This is a genomic window from Streptomyces sp. NPDC046821 (assembly GCF_040645335.1).
Taxonomy (GTDB): Bacteria; Actinomycetota; Actinomycetes; order Streptomycetales; family Streptomycetaceae; genus Streptomyces.
In genome coordinates this window covers 357,139-379,242 of the sequence record NZ_JBEYYB010000008.1, presented here as the reverse complement: position 1 = coordinate 379,242, position 22,104 = coordinate 357,139, and the positions used below count along the sequence as shown (strand labels likewise).

Annotated in this window: 13 protein-coding genes; 8 read left to right on the top strand and 5 right to left on the bottom strand. The window is 72.5% G+C overall.

What is annotated here, in order from left to right:
• Positions 1-71: 71 nt before the first annotated feature.
• Positions 72-1,685, bottom strand: coding sequence for a hypothetical protein (locus ABZ893_RS18740; protein ID WP_361404474.1), 1,614 nt, complete (start codon positions 1,683-1,685; stop codon positions 72-74).
• A 271-nt stretch (positions 1,686-1,956) separates the two neighbouring features.
• Between ABZ893_RS18740 and ABZ893_RS18735 the strand changes: the two genes are divergently transcribed.
• The 8 genes from ABZ893_RS18735 to ABZ893_RS18700 all read left to right on the top strand — a co-directional run bounded on the left by ABZ893_RS18735 (position 1,957) and on the right by ABZ893_RS18700 (position 15,870).
• On the top strand, positions 1,957-3,603 hold the full coding sequence (locus tag ABZ893_RS18735) for a glycosyltransferase family 39 protein (protein ID WP_361404471.1): 1,647 nt from the start codon (positions 1,957-1,959) through the stop codon (positions 3,601-3,603).
• A gap of 86 nt (positions 3,604-3,689) precedes the next feature.
• Complete coding sequence (locus tag ABZ893_RS18730; protein WP_361404468.1) at positions 3,690-5,432, top strand: hypothetical protein; 1,743 nt, start codon at positions 3,690-3,692, stop codon at positions 5,430-5,432.
• Entirely contained in the window at positions 5,429-6,565 is a 1,137-nt protein-coding gene (locus ABZ893_RS18725) for an acyltransferase (protein ID WP_361404465.1), read from the top strand. Before ABZ893_RS18730 ends, ABZ893_RS18725 begins: the two co-directional genes overlap by 4 nt.
• A gap of 76 nt (positions 6,566-6,641) precedes the next feature.
• Positions 6,642-7,358 (top strand): methyltransferase domain-containing protein, encoded by a 717-nt coding sequence (locus ABZ893_RS18720; protein ID WP_361404617.1) that lies wholly within the window; start codon positions 6,642-6,644, stop codon positions 7,356-7,358.
• A 61-nt stretch (positions 7,359-7,419) separates the two neighbouring features.
• The gene (locus tag ABZ893_RS18715; protein WP_361404463.1) at positions 7,420-8,241 is read left to right on the top strand and encodes a TylF/MycF/NovP-related O-methyltransferase; all 822 of its coding nucleotides are present in this window, start codon (positions 7,420-7,422) and stop codon (positions 8,239-8,241) included.
• A gap of 197 nt (positions 8,242-8,438) precedes the next feature.
• Entirely contained in the window at positions 8,439-11,939 is a 3,501-nt protein-coding gene (locus ABZ893_RS18710) for a CDP-glycerol glycerophosphotransferase family protein (RefSeq protein ID WP_361404460.1), read from the top strand.
• Positions 11,936-14,713, top strand: coding sequence for a CDP-glycerol glycerophosphotransferase family protein (locus tag ABZ893_RS18705; RefSeq protein ID WP_361404458.1), 2,778 nt, complete (start codon positions 11,936-11,938; stop codon positions 14,711-14,713). The genes ABZ893_RS18710 and ABZ893_RS18705 overlap by 4 nt, the downstream gene beginning before the upstream one ends.
• Before the next feature lie 2 nt (positions 14,714-14,715).
• Complete coding sequence (locus tag ABZ893_RS18700) at positions 14,716-15,870, top strand: glycosyltransferase (RefSeq protein WP_361404455.1); 1,155 nt, start codon at positions 14,716-14,718, stop codon at positions 15,868-15,870.
• 39 nt (positions 15,871-15,909) lie between these two features.
• Here ABZ893_RS18700 and ABZ893_RS18695 read toward each other — a convergent pair whose 3' ends face one another.
• The 4 genes from ABZ893_RS18695 to ABZ893_RS18680 all read right to left on the bottom strand — a co-directional run bounded on the left by ABZ893_RS18695 (position 15,910) and on the right by ABZ893_RS18680 (position 21,888).
• On the bottom strand, positions 15,910-18,108 hold the full coding sequence (locus tag ABZ893_RS18695; protein WP_361404452.1) for a bifunctional glycosyltransferase family 2 protein/CDP-glycerol:glycerophosphate glycerophosphotransferase: 2,199 nt from the start codon (positions 18,106-18,108) through the stop codon (positions 15,910-15,912).
• A gap of 148 nt (positions 18,109-18,256) precedes the next feature.
• Positions 18,257-19,138 (bottom strand): carbohydrate ABC transporter permease, encoded by an 882-nt coding sequence (locus ABZ893_RS18690; protein WP_361404449.1) that lies wholly within the window; start codon positions 19,136-19,138, stop codon positions 18,257-18,259.
• The gene (locus ABZ893_RS18685) at positions 19,135-20,490 is read right to left on the bottom strand and encodes a sugar ABC transporter permease (protein ID WP_361404446.1); all 1,356 of its coding nucleotides are present in this window, start codon (positions 20,488-20,490) and stop codon (positions 19,135-19,137) included. Before ABZ893_RS18685 ends, ABZ893_RS18690 begins: the two co-directional genes overlap by 4 nt.
• 9 nt (positions 20,491-20,499) lie before the next feature.
• Positions 20,500-21,888, bottom strand: a complete 1,389-nt coding sequence (locus ABZ893_RS18680) for an extracellular solute-binding protein (RefSeq protein WP_361404443.1) — start codon at positions 21,886-21,888, stop codon at positions 20,500-20,502.
• Positions 21,889-22,104: the final 216 nt, after the last annotated feature.

Genomic DNA, 22,104 nt, shown 5'->3' with positions numbered 1-22,104 from the left:
CTCCCGTGAAGCGGCGCGGGTCGCTCCCGCAAGGCTGTGCGGGGCGGGGTGATCCATGGCGCGCGCACACCTCAACGCACCCTAGGAGAGCCCCCGTTGACCCGCGCCAGCACCTCGCCCGTCCGGGGGCTCCACCTCACCACAACGGCCTCGCGCGGCAGCCGCTGCTCGCGTGACAGCAGCAGCCAGTGGACCCCGTACCGGCGCGCGATCCCGGTCCGCTCCGCCTGCGTCGATCCAGGCGACAGATAGGCCCGCACCGCCGCGACCCGCCGTTTGCGCTCCTGTTCGGCGAGCGCGGGGTCGGGCCAGGGCGGCGCCACGAGGTTCGGCCCGAACGCCGGCAGCGACCGCATCGCCTTGTAGCCGTTCGTCAGGACGACGTCGCCGGGCGGGATGTACTGCGCCGCCCACGTGTACGACGGCCAGCGCGGCGGCCGCTGGAACGGGGCGAACTGCAGGACCGCCCCCGCCTGCACGACCAGGAACCCCACGCACGCGGCGCCCGCCGCGCCCACGCCGAGCACCCGCCGCCACCACGCCCACGGCCGGGGCGCGGCCAGCTCGACCGCGAGCGCGAACTGCGGCCCCACGAGCGTGAGCCCGAGCACCCGCCCGTACGTGTAGTGCCCGCTCAGCCAGCCGTACGCGACGATCAGGCAGTCCAGGACGAACATCACGGCCAGCGGGTCGAGGCGGTCACGGCGCAGCCGTACCCACAGCGCGGGCAGCGCGGCGAGCGCAAGCCAGTAGTGGACGGGCATTCCGCGGTAGAGGAGTACGTGGACGGCGTCCAGGTTCGCGTCCGTGCCCAGGGTCAGGACGTCGAAGTAGGGCCAGGACACGGCGATCGCAAGGGCCACGGCCACCGTGAGCGCCCACCGCCACGGTGCCCGCCGCAGCGCGGGCAGCGCGAAGGCGAAGACCCCGGCCGCCGCGGCCACCGCCGTCATCGGATGCACGAGCAGGATCAGCCCGCACAGCACCCCGAGCCCGGCGTACGCCCACCAGGACCTGCCCCCGGACCGCCCGGCGTCGGACGGCCCGACAGCGGAGCGCCCGGCCAGCGACCCCGTCCACGCCCACGCCCAGAACGACAGGCCGATCGCGAACATCGACGGGTAGGCCATGTTCCCGGTCATCCCCAGCAGGCTCGGGAAGCCGCTCCACCAGACGACCCGCGTCCCCCACAGCAGGGTCATCGCCAGCAGTGCGAGCACCGGCGCCCACTGGCGTGACGTCAGGACGCGCGTGAAGCGGCCCACGCCCGTCAGCAGGACAAGCAGGTTCAGCGGCCCGGTGAGCTTCACGACCTCCCAGCCCGCGAACCCCGTCACCCGCGCGAAAATGCCCTGCGCCACCGCGTACGGCGAGTAGTACGGGCTGCCGGCGCCCGGCACGTCGGCCATCGGGTGGAGAGGGTGCAGCAGGTTCGCCTTCAGCCGCTCGACGACCGCCGCGTGCGTCCCGAAGTCGCAGCACATCGGCACCCGCCAGTACGCGAGCGACATCACGAGCCAGAACAGGAAACCGAACACGGCGTACGGGCCGGGGCGCCAGGTCCGCCCGCCACGCAGAGCGGTCGCGCCGCGCACGGCTCCCCGCACGAGCGTGCCGACGCCGACACCCGCGCCCGAGCCGGAGTTCGCGCCCGCCCCCGCCCCCGGCGCCCGCCCCGACGTCATCGCGTGACCGCCGGTCGCGGGCGGTGCACTCCCGGGTGGCGCGGGCTCCACTGTGCGTGGATCCGCCGTCGAGTCTGTCGGCGCATTCATCGCATTTACCCGATGCCGTCAATGAGTTCGCATCCGGCTACCCGATCGGGTGACGCAGGGTCTTCGACAGAGGGGCACCGCGTGGCTACGGTCTGGCGTTATGCCCCGATTCTCCGTTGACGTCCCCGCTTGTCGCGTCCAGGGCAACCCGCGGGGACGCCTGGAACCCGTCGGCTGACCCATGACCGTCGGCCTGCGCGACACGAGCGAACGGTCCGGACCGGACCGGCGGGAGCTCACACCCCCGGCGGGGCCGCGCCGCCTGGTGCCGGTACGCCTCCCGGACGTGCCGCCCGCCGTGGCCGCCGTCCTGATCCCCGGCCTCGTGATGCTGGGGCTCGGTCTGTGGGGGCTCGACCGCGGCACGATGTGGCGGGACGAGGCCGCGACGATGCTCGTCGCCACCCGCTCCCTGCCCGAGATCCGCCACCTCACCGGCAACATCGACGCCGTCCACGGCGTCTACTACACCCTGATCCACTTCGTGCTCGGCGGACAGCACGACGCCTTCCTCATGCGGCTCCCGTCCGTCCTCGCCGCGAGCGCGGCGGCCTGCGCCGTCGCCGCCCTCGGTACCCGCCTCGCCCGCCCCCGCGTCGGCCTGTGGGCCGGACTCCTCTACGCGACCTCCCCGTTCACCAACTACTACGCCCAGGAAGGCCGTTCGTACGCCCTGGTCGCCGCCGGAGCGGCAGCGGCGACCCTGATGTTCGTACGCTGCGTGCGGCGCCCGTCGGTCTGGGCATGGGCCGGGTACGCGGGGCTGGTGACGGTCACCGCGTGGCTCCACGAGTTCGCGGTCCTTGTTCTCGTGGCGCACGCCGTGACTCTGCTCCTCTCGCGCGCGGGCCTCGCGCCGTGGCGCGGCTGGGCGGCCTCGGCCGCTGCCACAAGTGCGTCGCTCTGGCCGCTGATCCAGGAGACGCGGGGCCAGAGTTTCCAGGTGGCGTGGATCCTGACGCCGGGCTGGCCGGAGGCGGAGGCGCTGCTGCGGCTCGCGGCGGGATATCAGGGAGGGGTCTTCTGGACGACTCTGGCGCTGGTGGCGGCGGCGGTGCTGGGGCTCGCGTTCCGGGGGCGGGCCCGCGTCCGCCCGCGGCCCGGCATCGTCGCCGTCGCGCTGCCGCTCGCGCTCGTGCCGCCCCTCGTCCTGTTCACCGTCTCGCAGTGGCAGCCCCTGTACGCCCCGCGCTACACGTTCTTCGCGTTCGCCGGGCTGCCCCTGCTGGCGGCGGCCGGGGCGGACACGGCCTTGCGGTGGCTGCCCGCCCGGGTACGGCCCGCCCCCTCGGTCCAGCTCGGCGCCGTCGTCGCGCTGATCGGGCTGGCGTTCTGGGCGCAGTTCCCGGCGCAGACGCGCGAGCGCTCGCCCGAGGGCCGCCGGGACGACTTCGGCGCGGTGGCGCGCATGGCGGCGGCGGAGCTGCGCCCCGGCGACGAACTGCTCTACCTGCCGAAGACCGGCCGGCGCATCACGGAGACGTACCCGTGGGCCGTGGCGGGCGTACGGGACGTGGCCCTCGAGGAGTCGGGCGCCCGCTCGGGAACCCTGTACGGCGTGGACGCGGGCCCCGCCGAACTCCGCGCGCGCATGGCGTGCCTGAGCCGGGTCTGGGTCCTCTTCGACGCGGAGGCCGGCCACCCCGGCTGGCACACGGGCAGCGCGATCGAACTGACCAAACTCGACGTCCTGGCAAAGGACTTCACCCCGCTCACGGAGGTGAGCCGCCGCAGCGGCCTGCTGCGCCTGTACGCGCGGGACGGCGGCCCGGCGCCTTCGTGCGCCGCGCGCCCGGCGACCCCGGAGCCCACCTCTGCCCGTCACTAGGCCACCGCCCGCCAGTTGAAGAACCGACAACGGTCCCTCTTCGGGCGTGCCCGCACGCCCGCCCTCACCCCTCGATCGGAGTACCCATGACCGCCACCCTGCCCGTCCTCCCCGACCACCACCGCCCCTCCCGACAACGCCCCACGACCGCGCCCCGGGCCTCGCCCGCGTCCCGCCTCCGCCGCTGGGCCGATCCCGCCGCCGTGCTCACGGCCACCGCGCTGATCGGCGTCAGGGCGGCCGGGCTCGGACGCTGGACCGTCGACGACGCCGCCGTCACCTTCGCCTACGCCCGCAGCGTCGATCAGGGCCTCGGCCCCGTCCAACTGCCCGGCGCCTCACCCGTCGAGGGCTACTCCAACCCGTCCTGGCTCGTCCTGCTCGCCCTCGGACGCAGGCTCGGCCTCTTCGACCACGGCTCGTTCCTCGGCGTCAGCGATCTCGTGCTCTACCCCAAGGTCCTCGCCCTGCTCTGCACGGCCGGCACCCTCGCCTGCGTCGCTCTGACCGCCCGCGCCGTCGTGCCCGGCCGCGCCTGGGCCGTCACCCTCCTCGCCGGCGCCGCCCTCGCCGCGAACCTCTCCTTCGTCGCCTGGTCCTTCTCCGGCCTGGAGAACCCGCTCTACGGCCTGACGGCAGCCGCGACGGCGGCCGTCCTCGTACGCGGCGTCACCCGCGACCGTCTCACCGGCCCGCGCACCGCCGCGGCCGCCGGGGCCCTCGCCCTGCTCGCCGCGTTGACCCGCCCCGACGGCGCCGTACTGGCGGTCGCGTACCCGCTCGTCGTCGTGCTGTTCGCGCGGCGCCGCGACCTGGCCCGCTCGGTCCGCGCGCTGGCCCTGCATGCGGGCGTCGTCGCCGTGCCCTACGGCGCGTTCCTGCTGTGGCGGCACGCCGTCTTCGGCCTGTGGGTGCCCAACACGGCCGTCGCCAAGGCGCAGCAGCCACCCGAACTCGCCCAACTCGCCCAGACCGGCGACCTGTTGGCGTACGCGGGCTGGGCACTCGCTTTGATCGGCGCGCTGTGCGTCGGTGCTGTGCTCGCCCGGCCCGGACGCGCCCGCCGGGCCCTCGTGGCGCTGCTCGTGCCGCTCCTCCTGACACTGCTCGCGTACGGGGTGCTCGGCCAGGACTGGATGGCCCTGTACCGGTTCGCGACCCCGGTGTGGGTGCTCGCGGCCACCGCCGTCGCCGTGTCCGCCGTCGCCCTGTGGGAGGCGGAGCGCGCCCGCGGCAGGGCCGTCCTCGTCGCCGCGCTGACCGGAGCGCTCGTCCTCGCGCACGCGGGTCAGGCCGACGCCGAATCGTCGTTCAAGTCCCACCCCACGCTCTCCATGTGCTTCGTCGCCGATCGCTACGGCGAGGTCTTCAACACCTACGCCGAACGCCTCGGCCTCCGCCACGCCACCGTCGCCCTGCCCGACCTCGGCGGCACCCTGCTCACCACCCGGCTGCGCGTCCTCGACCTCGCGGGCCTCACGGACCGCAGCGTCGCCGACGCGTACGCCTCCGGCGACATGCGGGCCCTGCGCGACCACGTCCTGCGCGCCGAGCGCCCCGAACTCCTGCACGTCCACGCGGCCTGGGTGGACAAGACCGGCCTCACCCCCGAACGCCTCGCCGACGCCGGCTACGTCCCGCTGTACCGCCAGCAGAACGGCGGCGACTTCGTCCGGGCCGACGCCGTCCGCGAACCCGCCCGCCTCACCGCCGTACGCGCCTGGGCGAAGCCGTATCTCGACGACCTGATCGCGCGCCAGAACACCCCGGTCCACCGCAAGGGCGGCTGCGGCGCCACGCTCACGCCCGGACAGGTGGCCGCCCGATGACGACCACCCTCCTCCCCGTCCAGGCGCCCGCCGATGCCAGGACGAAGGTCCCCCGCCTCGACTCCCTCACCGGGATGCGCTTCATCGCCGCGCTCGCCGTGTTCGTGCACCACACCACCGGGCTCGCGCCGGACACCGGACTCGCCCACGCGCCCGTGCTGTTCCCGTACTCGACGATGGGCGTGAACGGCGTCGGGTTCTTCTTCGTCCTGTCCGGCTTCCTGCTCGCCTGGGGGCACCGGCCCGGCACGTCCCGCGGGCTCTTCTACTGGCGCCGCGCCGGCCGCATCGTGCCCGCCCACCTCGTCGCGACGATCCCGTGCGTCTGGGTGTTCTACGTGTGGGGCGGCGTGCCCACCGACACCTTCAGCTTCATCGCCGCCGTGTTCCTCGTGCAGACCTGGTTCCCCGGCGTCGTACCGACACTCCCCGGGAACGGCGTCTCCTGGACGCTCAGCGTCGAGATGTTCTTCTACGTCCTGTTCCCCTGGATCATCGGCCCCGCCCTGCGCCTGCGCACCCGCACCCTCGCGCTCCTCGCGGCGGCCGGGCTCACCGCCATGTGGGCCGTCAACTGGTGGGCCGCCGACCATCTCTCGCCCTTCGCCCGCGAATGGGTCATGCGCCACCCGGTGACGCGGCTGCCCGAGTTCGCCCTCGGCATGGTGTGCGCGATCGCCCTGCGCCGAGGGCACCGCATCGCCCTCCGCCCCGCCGCGCTCCTCGCCGCCTTCGCCGCGTACACCGTCGTCTACTGCCACCGCGCCGACTGGCTCGCCCCCGAGGTCGTGCGTCAACTCCAGTGGACCGTACGGCCGTTCGTCGCCGTCTTTTCGGCGCTCGTCGTCCTCGCGTACGCCCAGCGCGAGCTGGCCGGGCGCCGGGGCGCGCTGAGCTCGCGCCCCATGGTGCTGCTCGGCGCCTGGTCGTACGCGTTCTATCTGCTGCACCAGACGCTGAACGAGTACGTCCGCGAGACCTGGGGCCGCTTCCGGCCCGACGACTCCGCGCTGTTCGTGCTGTGCGGACTCGCCGTCACGGTGATCGTCATGTCCTGGGCGCTGTTCACGTACGTCGAGGAACCGGCCAGGAAGTGGTGGACCCGGCACACGCCCAGCCGCCTCACGAGCTGAACAGAACGGTGACCCCACACGGTCAGGCGCGTTGAGAAGCCATCAAGTGACCCGAGCACCCTTGACGGAGGCCGTCATGCACCAGTCCGCGTACGAGCAGATGGAACTCTGCGTCCGCAGCTACCTGCCGCGCGGGCGACGGCTGCGCGTGGTCGACCTCGGCGCCCGGGTCTCGAACGGGCAGGTCCGCACGCACAAGTCGCTCCTCGACGGGTACGACGTCGAGTACGTCGGCGTCGACGTGCTCGACGGGCGCAACGTGGACGCCGTGATGAAGAAGCCGTACCGCATCCCGGTGCGTTCGAACAGCGCCGACTTCCTCATCTCCGGGCAGGCCTTCGAGCACATCCCGTTCTTCTGGGCGTCGATGCTGGAGATCGCCCGCGTCCTCAAGCCGGAGGGCACGGCGTTCATCACGGCACCGTCGCGCGGCCATGTGCACGACGCGCAGGACTGCTGGCGCTACTACCCGGACGGAATGCGCGCCCTCGCCGCGTACACGCGCCTCGAACTGCGGGAGGCCTACACCGACTTCCCGCCGAAGAAGGGCATCTGGCACTCCTACGGCAGCATCGACGCCAAGCACGCCTACTGGGGCGACACCGTCGGCGTCTTCCGCAAGCCGGCCAAGTACCCGCGTCTGACCATGGCGTTCGTGCGGTCCACCACCCGATGGTGGGCCAACCGGGTCGGCGGGGTCGACGGGGTTCCGCTGCCCGCGCCCCTCATGGGGAGGGACCGGTGCGGGCGCCCTGCGGCGGTCCCGAAGCCCGCGGATGTATCAAATGGTTAGAAAGCCTCTGCGTGTTGACGAAAATCGACATGCGGAACAACGCGGACGTAGGGTGCCGCGCATGGCATGGCGAAGCGCCGTGAATGGCGTCCTCAAGCAGCTCACCGGATACCAGCTGACCCGCGTACCGGTGCCCGCTCCACGACAGGCGGCGCAGGCGCCAGGAGCGACGCCACGACCAGCGGCCAAGCCGAAACCCAAGGGGCCCGCCTTCCCCGCGGACTACGACGATGAGGCGAAGGACGTCATCCGCGCGGTCAAGCCGTACACGATGACCTCCCCCGAGCGCCTCAACGCGTTCATCCTCGCCACCCGTCACGTCGTGCGGCACAACATTCCCGGCGACATCGTCGAGTGCGGTGTGTGGCGCGGCGGTTCGATGCAGGCCTGCGCCAAGACCCTGCTCTCGCTGGGCGAGACGGACCGCGACCTCTACCTCTTCGACACCTACGAGGGCATGACCCCGCCCACCGAGGAGGACCTGCGGCGCGACGGCAAGTCCGCCGAGGAGCTGCTCGCCGCCCAGGGCAAGGACCGCCCGATCTGGGCCGTCGCCACCCTCGACGACGTCAAGTCCGGTTTCCGGCAGGTGCCTTACCCCGAGGACCGGCTCCACTTCGTCCAGGGCAAGGTCGAGGACACCGTCCCCGCCCAGGCCCCCGAGCGCATCTCGATCCTGCGCCTAGACACCGACTGGTACGCCTCCACCAAGCACGAACTCGACCATCTCTACGACCGGTTGGTACCCGGCGGCATCCTCCTCATCGACGACTACGGCTACTGGCAGGGCTCCCGCCAGGCCGTCGACGAGTTCCTGGAGAAGACCGGCGAGCGCCTGCTCCTCCTGCGCATGGACGAAGGGCGCATCGCAGTCAAGCCCTGACCCGCCGCTCCCGGCCCCCGACCCACCGATCCCGCGCAGCGGGCCGCCCCCAGGCCCGTTGTGCGGGATCGCTGCGTCATTCACCCGAATGGCTCAGGCGTGGTGACCCCGATCCACAGCGCGGGTTGTTAACCAGTAGGTCCCCCGGGACGCGGCAGCCGTGCCCGCCAGTTCTACGGAAGGAATGTGCGCAGCGCATGACACCACGACTCACCGTCGTCGTCCCCGTCTACAACGTCGAGGAGTATCTCTGCGCCTGCCTGGAGTCGCTGGCCGCGCAGACGATGCCCGACCTCGAAGTGGTGATGGTCGACGACGGCTCCACCGACGGGAGTCCCGCCGTCGCCGAGGAGATGGCACGGTGCGACCGGCGCTTCCGGTACACGCGGCAGGAGAACGCGGGCCTCGGCGCCGCAAGGAACGCGGGCGCGGCCCTGGCCACCGGCACGCACCTCGCCTTCGTGGACAGCGACGACGTGGTGCCCCTCGACGCGTACGAGCGGATGCTCGACGCCCTGGCGGAGTCCGGCTCGGACTTCGTCACCGGGAACGTGCAGCGGCTGCGCGCCGACGGGACCGTCGAGCAGTCCGCGATGTTCCGCAAGATGATGGGCACCGACCGCGAGGCCACCCACGTCACGCAGCACTGGGACCTGCTCGGGGACCGCATTGCCTGCAACAAGGTGTTCCGCAGGGACTTCTGGGACCGGCACGCGTTCCGGTTCCCGCAGGGCGTCCTCTTCGAGGACACCCCGGTCACCGTCCCCGCGCACTTCCTCGCCCGCAGGGTCGACGTCCTGTCCGGGCCCGTCTACCAGTGGCGCGACCGCGACGGCTCCATCACCAACCGGCGCGCCCGGCCGCGCGCCGTGGCCGACCGCACCGCTGCCGTCCTGTCCGCCAGCGGCTTCCTCGGGGACAAGGCGCGCGAGAGCGCCGGCACCCCCGAGGCCGCGGGCTGGCTGGAGGGCAAGCGGCGCTACGACGCCACGGTGCTCGCCGGTGACCTCTGGCTCTTCATGGAGGCGCTGCCGCTCGGCGACGCCACGTACCACGAGGCGTTCCTCGACCACGCGAACTCCTTCGCGGACACCGTCGACCCGGCCGTCCTCACCGGCCTGCCGCTCGGCCTGCGCGTCAAATGGCAGCTCATCCGCGAGCGCCGGCTCACCGAACTGCTCGCGTTCATGGCGTACGAGAAGAGCAACGGCTCGGCGTTCCTGGCCCGGGGGCCGCGTCGGCGCCGGGCTCGGTTCCCGTCGCTCACCGGCCCGCTGCCCCGCGCCGTGACTGCCCTGAGCCGCGCCGACCTGCCCCTCAAGTCGCAGGTCACCGAGGCGTCCTGGGACGAGGACGGACGGCTGCGGCTCAAGGGGTTCGCGTATGTGCGCAACCTGCCCGCGGGCCGGGTCGGGGCGCGCGCCAAGTTCGCCTGGCTGCGGGCGGGCCGGCGCCGCGCCGTCCCCCTGAAGGTCCGTACCGTCCGCTCCCGCGAGGCCACCTACCGCTCCAAGCAGGGCCTGCACAGCTACGACCGGTCCGGGTTCGAGACCGTCGTCGACCCGGCCCGGCTCGTCACCAAGCGGGCGTCCACCACCTGGTACGTGGAGATGGCCGCCTACGGCGGGGGCGTGCTGCGTACCGGGCCCGTGCGCATGGGCGGGCTCGACGAGCTGCCTGTGCGCTACCTCGACGACTTCCTGCGGATCACGCCCAAGCTCAGCGCGGGCCGCCTCCGGCTGCGCGCCGAACGCGTACAGGCCCGGCTCGTGCGCCACGAGGAGACCGACGGCGTCCTCAGGTTCGAGGGCGAACTCGCCCCCGGGGCGCCGGGCGGCATCAAGGCGCTGCGCGTCGAGAACTGGCACACCAAGGAGGCCCACGACCTCCCGCTCGCGATCTCGGGGCGCGCCTTCACCGCCGAGCTGCGGCTCGAACGCCTCGCGGGCACCGGCAGTGCCCCGCACAAGGCCGACCCGTGGGGCGTCGGGCTCGTGCGCGGGGACGAGGAGTGGACGCCGCTGGCCGTGCGCCCCGACATCCCCGCAGGCCGCCACCCGCTGGGCTCCGGGCGCGAACTGCTCGTCCTCGCCAACGCGGCCGGCAACGTCGAGCTGCGCAACCAGACCGTACGGCCCCTCGTCGACACGCTGCACTGGGACGAGGACGGACGGCTCACCGTCGAGGGCAGCTTCCCCGACGAGTCCGGCGCGCGGAGCTGGGAGCTGGTCCTCCAGCACAGCGGCCACGAAGAGGAGGCCGTCCTCCCCGCCGAGACCGACGACAGCCGCTTCAGCGCGACCCTGAGTCCCGACGCCGTCGACGGCCCCGCCGGAGTCCTGCCGCTCGGCGAAGGCCGCTGGTACCTCTACCTGCGAGAACCCGGCGAGAGCGACCCCGGCCGGTACCGCCAGGTCCACGTCGCCCCCGCCCGCCACGAGAGCCTGCCCCTCGTACGGGCCCTGGGCGGCCGGGAGTTCACCGTCGGGCGCCGCTACTACGACCGCCTCGTCATCGAGTCCGGATCCCCCCTCGCCGTCACCGAACGCGGCGGCGCCCAGCAGGGCGCACTGCGCGGCCGGTACGCGTCCCTGCGCGTCGAACCCCGCACCGAGACGGTCCTCTACTCCAGCTTCGACGGCCGCCAGTACTCGGACTCGCCGCGCGCCGTCCACGAGGAACTCGTCGCCCGCGGCGCCCCCCTCGAACACCTCTGGGTCGTCCGCGACCAGCAGGTCAGGGTGCCCGCCACGTGCCGCGCCGTGGCCCTGTGGAGCACCGAGTGGTACGAGGCCATGGCCCGCAGCCGCTACATCGTCACCAACACGCAGCTCCCCGACTGGTTCGAGCGCGCCGAGGACCAGTACGTCGTCCAGACCTGGCACGGCACCCCGCTCAAGCGCATCGGCCGGGACCTCGCCGACAGCCCGTCCGGCGACCCGCGCTACATCGCCTCGCTCCCGGACCGGGCCGCGCAGTGGAACCTCCTCGTGTCCCCGAACCGGTTCTCCACACCGCTCCTGCGCGGCGCCTTCGGCTACCAGGGCGAGGTACTGGAGTCCGGCTACCCGCGCAACGACCTGCTCCACGCGCCCGACCGCGCCAAGGTCGCCGCCGCCGTCCGCGAACGCCTCGGCATCCCCGAGGACCACCGCGTCATCCTCTACGCCCCCACCTGGCGCGAGAACCAGCCCCGCAGAGGCGGCCGTTACGGGCTCGACCTCCGCCTCGACCTGGCCGCCGCCGAACGCGTACTCGGCGACGACCACGTCCTCCTCGTACGGCGGCACTACCTCGTCGGCGGCACCGTCCCCGGCACCGCGTCCGGCTTCGTGCGCGACGTCACCCGCCACCCCGACGTGAGTGAACTCCTGCTGATCAGCGACGTGTTGGTCACCGACTACTCGTCCATGATGTTCGACTTCGCCCACACCGGCCGGCCGATGATCTTCCACACGTACGACCTCGACCACTACCGCGACACCCTCAGGGGCTTCTACTTCGACTTCGCCGCCCAGGCCCCCGGGCCCCTGCTCACCACCGGTGAGGAGGTCCTCGCGGCGCTGCGCTGCCCGGCCGGTGCCACCGCCGGGTACGAGGACGCCTACCGCCGGTTCCGCGAAGTGTTCTGCGATCTCGACGACGGGCGCGCCGCGTCCCAGGTCGCCGACGCCATGCTCCCGGGAGGCCGCCGATGAGCACCGCCGATGTCCACGACGTCAGCTGCGTCGTCGTCTGCGGGGACGACGCCGACGCCCTGCGCGCCACCGTCCGCTCGATCCTCGGCCAGACCCTCGCCGGCACCGAGGCCGTCCTCGTCACCACGAGCGCCGACGAGACGGCCGCCTCCCTCGCGGCCGGCGACCCGCACCGCATCCGCCTCGTCCAGACCGGCACCGGCAGCCCCGCGACCGTCCTGCGCGACCTCGGACTCGCCGCCGCCCGTGGCCGGTACGTCATGGTCGCGTCACCCGGCGACCGCCTCGAACAGCACGCGTGCCGGAACCTCTTGGAGGCGGCCCGCCGCACCGGCGCCGACCTGGTCGCGGGCCGCTGGGAGAAGGACCCCGGGCGGCACGGCGACCTGTACGCCACGTCCCGGGTCGTCGAGAACGTCGCCGACGCCCCCGGACTCGTGACGGGCGACGCGCTCGCCGCCGGGTTCTGTGTACGGCGCGACAGGCTCGGCGCGCTGCCCGACGCGGGGGACGCCCTGTTCGGCGTACGGGCCGCGCTCGCCGCCCGGCGTATCGCGCTCGTCCCGAACCTGATCAGCACCGGACGCGCCCCGGCCGACCCGCTGAAGGACCTGCCCCGCGCCGCCCGCGCCCAGCGCGCCACCCTCGAACTCCTGGGCCACGACACCGCGTTGCGCGCCGCCCGCGAGAAGGCCTTCCTCACCGAGCACGTCCTGTCAGCCGTCCGCGCGTTCCTGCCTCTCGGCCCCAATCACCGGCGGGACGCGGCGGAGATCCTCGCCGGGCATCTGCGCGGCCTCGTCACCCCCGAGGCGCTGGGCGCGCTGGCGCCCGTCGAGCGGATCGCGGTGCGGCTCCTCCAGAACGGCGAGGCCGACAGTGTACGGGCCGCCGCCTACGCCCTCACGCGCCCCGGCACCGTCGTCTCGCCGCTCGTCATGACCGACGACGGACGCGTGCGCTGGAACGCCGAGCACGCAGCGCACGCCGACGGCGACCCCGACGACACCTTCGACGTCACCGAACTCGGCCACCACTACCGGGAGTTCACCGGACTCCGGCTCAAGAACCGCGTCACCCACTGCCTGCGCGAAGGCTCGGTGCTCGCGCTCGCGGGACGGATCCCCGTACCGCTCGGACTCCTCGACCACCGGCCCGCGCTCACCGCCTGTCTCGACTTCACCGTCCGTGGCGGCGGGCGGCGCCCGTACTCCGTGCCGGTCACCGACGTGCGCCAGGAGGACGGGTTCGTCATCTGGCGGGCCGAGGTGCCCCTCACCCGCGCGCTGCGCCCGCGCGGCATCGGCGACCGGGTGTGGGACCCGCGCCTCGTCCTGAAGGTCGACGGTGTCCCCGTCACCACCGAACTCTTCGCCGACAAGGCCACCGTCCCCGCCCGCGCCACCGCGCTCCCGGCCCGCCCCCGCCTCACCCGGCTCACCGCCGACACCTGGCAGCCGTACGTCACCGCCGGGCACCACCTGGCCGTCTGCCTGCTGCCCCGGCGCCGCCCGGCCCGCACCGCGCACCGCGTCCTGCACTACGTCACCCACTTCCGCCCCGCCCGCAAGCTCAAGCCCGTCCTGCGCGCCCTGGGCAAGAAGCGCGAGGCGCTGCGCAGCCGCCGCTTCAAGACCCGCGTGTACCGGCGCGTCCTGACCCGGCTGCCCGCCCGCAAGGGCCTCGTCGTCTTCGAGAGCCACATGGGCAAGTCCTACGGCGACAGCCCGCGCGCCGTGCACGAGGAGCTGCTGGCCCGTGGCGCCCGGCTGCGCTGCGTCTGGTCGTACGCCGACTCGCCCGCCGGGTTCCCGGACGGCGCGCGGCTCGTGAAGCGGTGGTCGTGGCGCTATCTGTGGGACCTGGCCCGCGCCGAGTGGTGGGTCGACAACCAGGGGTTCCCGCACGCCCTCGACAAGCCGAAGCACACCACGTACCTCCAGACCTGGCACGGGTCCGCGTACAAGCGCATGGGGTTCGACGAGGCGCGGCACAAGACGCAGAACGCGCCGCAGCGCGACACGCTCGCGCGCGCCGTCGGCCGGTTCGACCACTTCATGGTCCGCTCCGAGCACGACGTGAACACCCTCGCCCGCGCCTACCGCATCCCCGAGGAGAAGCTGCTGCGGGCCGGCTACCCGCGCAACGACCGCCTCGTCGCCGCCCGCGCCCGCGACGAGCGCGAGGGCCGCTTCCCCCGCCCGGCCCCCGCCGCGGAACTCGGCATCCCGGACCACCGCACGGTCGTCCTGTACGCCCCCACGTTCCGCGGCCTCCCGAAAGACGGCAGCACCGTCGAACTGCCCCTGGACGTACGGCAGTTCGCGGAGCGTTTCGGTGACACGCACGTCCTCCTCGTACGCGCCCACTACATGGAGGCGGCGAACCTGCCCGCCACCCCGCCCGGCACCGTCATCGACGTCTCGGGCCACCACGACGTCAGTGAACTCCTCGTCCTCGCCGACGTGTTGATCACGGACTACTCATCGATCATGTTCGACTACGCGCTCCTCGACCGGCCCCTCGTCCACTTCGCGCCCGACCTCGACGCGTACGCGGCCGAGCGCGGCGCCTACTTCGACCTGCGCGCCGACGCCGCCGGGCCCGTCGCCGAGACGCAGGAGGAGCTGCTGCGCACCATCGACGGGCTCAAGGAGGCCGACGCCGAACGGCAGGCCGCCCGCGGCGCCTTCGCCGCCCGGTTCGGCGCCTACGACGACGGCCACGCGGCCCGCGCGGCGGCCGACCTGATCCTCGGCGGAAAGAAGGGCTGAGCATGACGACCACCACACCGACCCGGGACCTGTTCCTGCTCGCCAACACGGTGGACGAACTCGGCGGCGTCACCGCCTGGACCCACCAGATGGCCCGCGTCTTCCAGGCCGCCGGCCACCGCGTCCACGTCATCGGCGTCTACGAGGCGGACCTCAAGCTCACCCTGCCCGCCGACCTCGGCTACGAGGTGACCAGCCTCTACCCCGCCCACCCCCCGACCCCCCGCCCCGTACGCGGCCTCGCCCGCCTGAACCCCGCCGCACACCGCCGCGAGTCCCTGCGCCTCGCCGACCGCGGCCGCGCCGTCCGCCGCCTCACGGAGATCTTCCGCACCGCCCGCCCCGGCGCAGTCGCCGTCGTCACCCAGGTGTGGCCCATGGAATGGGTGCGCGAGGCGGACACCACGGGCCTGCGCATCATCGGCATGAGCCACGAGTCGTACGCCTACACGAAGGCCTGCCACCGGTACCGCAGCGTCCGGCGCAACTACCCGCACGTCGACCGCTGGCTCGCCCTCACCCAGGAGGACGCCGACGACTGGATCGCCGACGGGATGCACAACGTCGGAGCGATGCCCAACGCCCTCGCGACCCTGCCCCCGATCCCCTCGCCGCGCACCGCGAAGGTCGTGTGCAGCATCGGCCGCCTCGCCGACCAGAAGGGCATCGACATGCTCGTCGACACCTGGGCCGAGGTCGCCCCGCACCGGCCCGACTGGACCCTGCGGATCTACGGCGCCGGATCCGACGAGCCGGACCTGCGGCAGCAGTGCACCCGGCTCGGGCTCGACGGCTCGGTGCAGTGGATGGGCCGCACGGACGACGTCCACGGCGCGCTCGCCGGCAGCGCCGTGTTCGTCCAGTCGTCGCGCGGCGAGGGCTTCCCGCTCGCCCTGATGGAGGCCATGGCGACCGGCGTCCCGTGCGCGGCCTTCGACTGCGCGCCCGGCGTCCGCGAGATCGTGCGCGACGGCGAGGACGGACTCCTCGCACCCCCCGGCGACATCGCCGCGCTCGCCGACCGCCTGCTGCGCCTCACCGGCAACCCGCGGATGCGGGACGCCATAGGGGAGCGGGCCAGGGTGAACGTGCAGCGCTTCTCCGAGGAACGGGTCCTGGAGCGCTGGGAGGAACTGTTCGCGCTGCTCGAGCGGTGAGAAGCGGGCCGGGTCCGCAGCGGACCCGGCCCGGTGTCTTCAGCCGCGCATCGTGAGCACCGGCTGCCGCTCCTGCGGCGGCACCACCGGCACCGGCGGCTCCGTCTCGCCGAGCACGACGTGCCGCACGACCCGCTCGGCCGCCCGCCCGTCGTCGTACGGGCAGAACCGCTCGCGGAACGCGGCCCGCAGCTGGGCCGAGCGGGAGCCGCGCCAGTGGCCCGTGGCGAAGATGTCGATCAGCTCGTCCTCGCTGCGCGCCACCGCGCCCGGCGGACAGGCCCGCAGGTCGAAGTACGTGCCACGGGCCGCCTCGTACGCGTCCCAGTCGGCGGTGTGGATCACGATCGGGCGGTCCAGACCGGCGTAGTCGAACATCAGGGACGAGTAGTCCGTGACGAGCGCGTCCGCCGCCAGGCACAGCGTCTCGATGCTCGGGTGGTCCGACACGTCGATGAGGCGGGCGGCGCCGCGCGTCTGTGGCGGCCGGTGCAGCGGGTGGGCGCGCGTCAGGACGACGAAGTCCGGGCCGAGCTGGCGCAGCACCCGCTCCAGGTCGAGGCCGGACCGCTGGGTGCGGCGGTAGTCGCGGTGGGTCGGCGCGTACAGGATCGCCCGTGCGTTCTGCGGGATGCCGAGGCTCTCCCGGATCCGGGCCACGTCCCGCGGGGTCGCCCGGTGGAGCGCGTCGTTGCGCGGACACCCGTACTCCAGGGTCGTGTACGAGGACGGGAAGACGCGCTCCCACACGAGGGTGGAGTGCCGGTTCGCGGACACCACGTAGTCCCAGGTGTCGACGTCACGCAGGATGCGCTCGAAGTCCTGGTCCCGGGCCGCCGCCGGGTGCTCCTGGAGGTCGAGGCCCATCTTCTTCAGGGGCGTGCCGTGCTGTGTCTGGATCACGACCTGGCCGGGGCGCTTGACGAGGCGGGGGTCCAACTCGGCATTGCTGACGAGGTACTTGGAGCGGGCCAGCGCCGTCCAGTAGGCGCGGGTCCCCGGGCGCACGGCCGCCGTGGGGGACGGCACGGTGTGCCCGTGTTCGGGGCGCGCGATCCACGCGGTGCCGACATGCGGCGCGTACGCGCGGAACGCCGCTTCCAGGGCGCCGGGGTTGCAGCCGTAGCCGCGTCCGCCGTGGCTGGAGAACACGGCCCGGTCGGCGCGCAGCGGGAGGCGCAGCTGGACGCGGTAGTGCGCCCGGAGAGCGGCCGAGCCGAGCGCTTCACGCAGGCGGGCGACGGACCGCCGGACCCGCCGCACGACGCGCATCGTCGCGACGAGGGCGCGGTACGTGCGGTGCGAGCCGAGCCGCACCAGACCGTGCCGGAACCGGTCCCGGGCCGCGACGCGCGCGCCGGGGACGCGATGGCGCCGGTAGTGGGAACGGGCCTTGCGCAGGAAATCGGCCCGGCTGTCGGGCGGCAGCCGGTCGGGCCGCGTGAACACGGTGACCAGGTGCTCGACCATCTTCCGGAACACCAACGCCCGCCAGGCGTCGGAGAGTTCGGGGTGCGCGTCGAGGAACGCGAAGACACGGTCGTACTGGTCGAAGATGTCGAAGTGGTCGCGGGACGTCGTGCCGAGGATGTTGCCCCGGCGGCGCTGGCGGTAGTGCACACAGACCCGGTCGAGGGTCGCGATCGTGCGCGCCGACATCATGGCCGGGTACGTCCAGGCGGTGTCCTCGTAGAAACCGGGCGGGAAGGTGAGCCCGCGTTCCTCGACGAACTCGCGCCGGTACGCCTTGTTCCACACGACCCCGAGGAGCTTGAGCATGTCGGGGCGCTCGGCGAGGGTGAAGGGCGCCGGGCCGTCCTGCCTGAGGCGGTCCGCGTACTGGTTGCGCACGGCCTCGCCGGTCCAGTACGTGCGGGCGTAGTCGTAGACGAGGGCGTCGGGGCCGCCGGTCTCCTTGAGGCGGTCGGCGATCGCCTGGAGCGCGCCCGGGGTCAGGGTGTCGTCGCTGTCGAGGAACAGGACGTAATCGCCGGTGGCGTGTTCGAGCCCGGCGTTGCGGGCGCGGCCGAGGCCCACGTTCTCCCGCAGGCGCACCGTCCGCACCCGGGCGTCACGCGCCGCGAACTCCTCGGCGATCGCGCCGCTCGCGTCCGGCGAGCAGTCGTCGACCGCGATCACCTCGAGGTCGGAGAACGACTGCTCCAGGACGGATTCGAGGCACGCGTGCAGGTAGGCCTGCACCTTGTACACGGGGACGATGACACTGAACCGGGGCAAGGCACATCCATGGGTCGGCACGGGCATACTGCCCGCCAACGGCCGAAGGAGTGATCCGGTTACGCCATATGTGGCATTCGAGGGACAACGGGTGGCGAAAAGGGGCGGACCGAGTCCCGGTCCGCCCCCAACTTGCCCGTAAATACTGCTATTTCACCGCGCCCGCCATCACGCCGGACACGAACTGCCGCTGGAACGCGAAGAACACGGCCAGCGGGATCACCATGGAGATGAACGCGCCCGGCGCCAGGATCTCGATGTTCCCGCTGAACTGCCGTACCTGCTGCTGCAGCGCGACCGTCAGCGGCTGCGAGCCCGAGTCCGAGAAGATCAGCGCGACCAGCATGTCGTTCCACACCCACAGGAACTGGAAGATGCCGAGCGACGCGATGGCCGGGCCGCCGAGCGGCAGCACCACCGTCGCGAACAGCCGCACCTCGCCCGCCCCGTCGAGCCGCGCCGCCTCCAGGAGTTCACGGGGGATCTCCGCGAAGAAGTTGCGCAGCAGGAAGATCGCGAAGGGCAGTCCGAAGCCGACGTGGAACAGGACGACACCGACGACACTGCCGAAGATGCCGATCTTCCCGAAGAGTTCGGACAGCGGGATCAGCGCCACCTGCACCGGCACCACGAGCAGCCCGACGACCGCCATGAACCAGCCGTCACGCCCCTTGAAGTCCATGCACGCGAACGCGTACCCGGCCATCGACCCGATGATCACGACGAGCAGCGTCGCCGGGACCGTGATCCAGACCGTGTTGAACAGGGCGTGGGTGATCTCGTCCTTCTCCAGGAGCGCCTGGTAGTTCCTGGCCGTCAGCTGCGCCGGCGCCGTGAAGACCTTCCACCAGCCCGACGCGGCGATGTCGGTCGGAGCGCGGAACGACGAGACGAGCAGCCCGAACGTCGGCACCAGCCAGAACAGGCCGACCACGAGCAGGAAGACGCGCAGCGCCCCGCCCGCCGCCCCGCTCGCGATCCGGGCCGCGAGCGAACGCTTCGCGCGCACGGACGTGTCGAGTGCGGTCACCGCTGACGCTCCTTCCGCAGCCGGCGGATGTTCACGTACATCACCGGGAGGACGAGCAGCAGGAGCAGCACGCCGATCGCGCTGCCCGCGCCGAAGTTGCCCTGGCCGCCGAACGCGGACAGGAACAGCTGGAGGGCCAGGACGTTGGCGTCGTCCTGGGAGGGCTGCGGCGCGATGATGTAGATCAGGTCGAAGATCTTCATCACGTTGATCATCAGGGTGACCAGGACGACCGTGAGCACCGGCGCGAGCAGCGGCACCGTGATCCGGCGGAACACCTGCCACTCGTTCGCCCCGTCGACCCGCGCCGCCTCCAGGAGGTTACGGTCGATGCCCGCGAGCCCGGCCGCGATGAGGACCATCGCGAACCCCGCCCACATCCACGCGTACGCGCCGATGATCGACGGCGTCACGAGTGCCGGGCCCAGCCAGTCGACGCCGTTGTAGGCGGTCGCGAAGTTCGAGCCGGGCAGCCGGAGTTGGGCCCCATCGGCCGCCTTCGGCAGGGTGAAGGTGCCGTCCGTCCCGCTGGTGGTCGACGCGACGACCTTGCCGCCCTTCACCGCCTCCACCGTGACGCCCTTCAGCGCCTTCTCGCCCGGGTCGACGGCGCCCTTGGTGCCGCCTCCGCCGAGCTTGAAGTCGAGCCAGACGGTGCCGGTGACTTCGCCGGTCCGGGCGGTGACAGGTTTGGCGCCCGCCGGGTTCCCGGGCAGCTTGTTCGGGGCGATGCCGACCAGCGGGAGGAGCACCGGGGTGCCCGCCCGCGCCGTGTGCCCGGTCGTGAACGAGCCGCCGCCCGACGCCTTCAGGTCACCGCCCAGCGCGGGCCGCGCCTTCGGATAGACGGAGGCGTCGGTGAACGCGTCGTGCACCGACGTCACGATCGCGTTGGCCGCGCCCTGGTTCGGGTCCTGCTCGTAGACGAGGCGGAAGATGATGCCCGCCGCCAGCATCGAGATCGCCATCGGCATGAAGACGATCAGCTTGAACGCCGTGCCCCAGCGCACCCGTTCGGTGAGCACGGCGAAGATCAGGCCGAGCCCCGTGCACAGCGCGGGCGCCACGGCCACCCAGATCGCCGTGTTCCTGACCGCCGTCAGCGTCCGCTGGTCGCTGAAGATGTCCACGTAGTTGCCGAGGCCGACGAAGTGCGAGCCGCCGGAGTCGTAGAGGCTGCGCCAGACCGAGTACCCGATCGGGTAGACCACGAGCGCGCCGAGCAGTACGAGCGCGGGCAGCAGGAACAGCCCCGCCACCCACGGCCGGGTCCCGATCACGCTCTTGCGCGGAGTGACGGGCGGCGCCGGCGGTGCGCCGGCGCCCTCCGTCTTCGCTACGGAGTACGGCATCCCGCGCCGTCAGCCGTTCTTGTAGGCCTTGGCGGCGTCCGCCTCCAGCCGGCTCTGGGTGCCCGCGACGTCCTTCGGGTTCCGCAGGAAGTCCTGGAGGTCCTTCCACTCGCCGACGCCCTGCGTGCCGCCGAACGCCGCCGGCGCCTGGTCGGACATGTCGAAGCGGAAGTCGTCGCCGGCCGCGAGCAGCGCCTTCGCGATGTCCCGCGTCACACCGTCCTTGTACTTCGCGGTGTCCATCTCCTTGTTCGGGGAGATGAAGCCGCCCTGCGCCGCCCAGATCTCCGCCGCGTCCGTCGAGGCGAGGAACGTGACGAGCGCCTGCGCGGCCTCGCCGCCCTTGAGCGCCACGGCCACGTCGCCGCCGCTGACCACGGGGGCCTTGCCGCTGCCGACAGCCGGGAACGGGAACACCTTGGCGTCCGTGCCGACCTTGGCCTTCGTGTCCGCGTTGATGTTGGCGGTCACGAAGTCGCCCTCGTAGACCATCGCGGCGGGGGAGCCACCGTTGAACGTCTGGGTCACGGACTTCGGGAACTCCGTCTGCAGGGCGCCCTTGCGGCCGCCGTCGATCAGACCGTCCTTGCCCCACAGCTGGGCCAGCGTCGTCAGCGCCTCCTTGACGGAGGGGTCCGTCCACTTGATCTTGTGGGCGGCGAGCTGGTCGTACTTCTCCGGGCCCGCCTGGGAGAGGTAGACGTTCTCGAACCAGTCGGTGAGCGTCCAGCCGTCCGCGCCGCCGATCGACACGGGCGGCGAACCCGCGTCCGACAGCGTCTGCGCCGTGGACAGGAACTCGTCCCAGGTCTTCGGGGTCTTCGTGATCCCGGCCGCCTCGAACGCCGCCGTGTTGTACCAGACCAGGGACTTGTTGGCGGCCTTCACATAGGCGCCGTACTGCTTGCCCTTGTACGCGCCGAGGTCCTTCCAGCCGGCCGAGAAGTTCTTGTCGACCTGGGCCTGTGCCTCGCTGCCGAGCGGCTTGATCCAGCCCTTGTCCGCGAACTGGTGCAGCACGCCGACCTGCGGCAGGAACGCCACGTCCGGCGGCTTGCCGCCCTCGATCTTCGTACTCAGGAAGGTGGCGGTGTTGTTGCCCGTCGGTACGAAGTTGACCTTGGCGCCGGTGCGCTTCTCGAACTCGGCGAGGACCTTGCTGAAGTTCTCCTGCTCCGGGCCGGTCCAGACGGCCGCGACCTCAAGGGTCTGGCCGGTCAGCTTGGGGAGCTTGAGGGAGGACGCGCTGCCGCTGCCCTTGCCGCCGCCCTTGTCCTTCTTGCCGCTGTCACCGCCGGAGCCACCGCAGGCGGCCAGCGTCAGCGAGAGGGCGCCGGCGGTCAGAGCCACCGCCACCCTGGATGATCTGGAAGTTCTGGCTGTACGAATGCTGCGCATAGCTGCCCCGTTCTCGTCCCGAACGCTGAACGTACGTACCCGCGCTGTCCGTTGGCGTCTGGTCTACGCCCGGCCCGGAGGGCAGGCAAGGGCGCCAGGGGTGTCAGGCCGGTGATCGTGACGGGGTCGTGATCTGGGCCTGGAACATGGGGAGTTGGGGATTTCGCCGCCCTGAGGGCCGACCTGCATGCCGTCCCGCGCGCTGTTGCGCGCGGG

What these genes read in the sequence shown, in the direction of transcription:
- ABZ893_RS18740 (WP_361404474.1), bottom strand. Translation starts at nt 1,685, where the DNA reads ATGACGTCGGGGCGGGCGCCGGGGGCGGGGGCGGGCGCGAACTCCGGC.
- ABZ893_RS18730 (WP_361404468.1), top strand. Translation starts at nt 3,690, where the DNA reads ATGACCGCCACCCTGCCCGTCCTCCCCGACCACCACCGCCCCTCCCGA.
- ABZ893_RS18680 (WP_361404443.1), bottom strand. Translation starts at nt 21,888, where the DNA reads ATGCGCAGCATTCGTACAGCCAGAACTTCCAGATCATCCAGGGTGGCG.
- ABZ893_RS18720 (WP_361404617.1), top strand. Translation starts at nt 6,642, where the DNA reads ATGCACCAGTCCGCGTACGAGCAGATGGAACTCTGCGTCCGCAGCTAC.
- ABZ893_RS18715 (WP_361404463.1), top strand. Translation starts at nt 7,420, where the DNA reads ATGGCATGGCGAAGCGCCGTGAATGGCGTCCTCAAGCAGCTCACCGGA.
- ABZ893_RS18710 (WP_361404460.1), top strand. Translation starts at nt 8,439, where the DNA reads ATGACACCACGACTCACCGTCGTCGTCCCCGTCTACAACGTCGAGGAG.
- ABZ893_RS18700 (WP_361404455.1), top strand. Translation starts at nt 14,716, where the DNA reads ATGACGACCACCACACCGACCCGGGACCTGTTCCTGCTCGCCAACACG.
- ABZ893_RS18735 (WP_361404471.1), top strand. Translation starts at nt 1,957, where the DNA reads ATGACCGTCGGCCTGCGCGACACGAGCGAACGGTCCGGACCGGACCGG.
- ABZ893_RS18725 (WP_361404465.1), top strand. Translation starts at nt 5,429, where the DNA reads ATGACGACCACCCTCCTCCCCGTCCAGGCGCCCGCCGATGCCAGGACG.
- ABZ893_RS18705 (WP_361404458.1), top strand. Translation starts at nt 11,936, where the DNA reads ATGAGCACCGCCGATGTCCACGACGTCAGCTGCGTCGTCGTCTGCGGG.
- ABZ893_RS18685 (WP_361404446.1), bottom strand. Translation starts at nt 20,490, where the DNA reads ATGCCGTACTCCGTAGCGAAGACGGAGGGCGCCGGCGCACCGCCGGCG.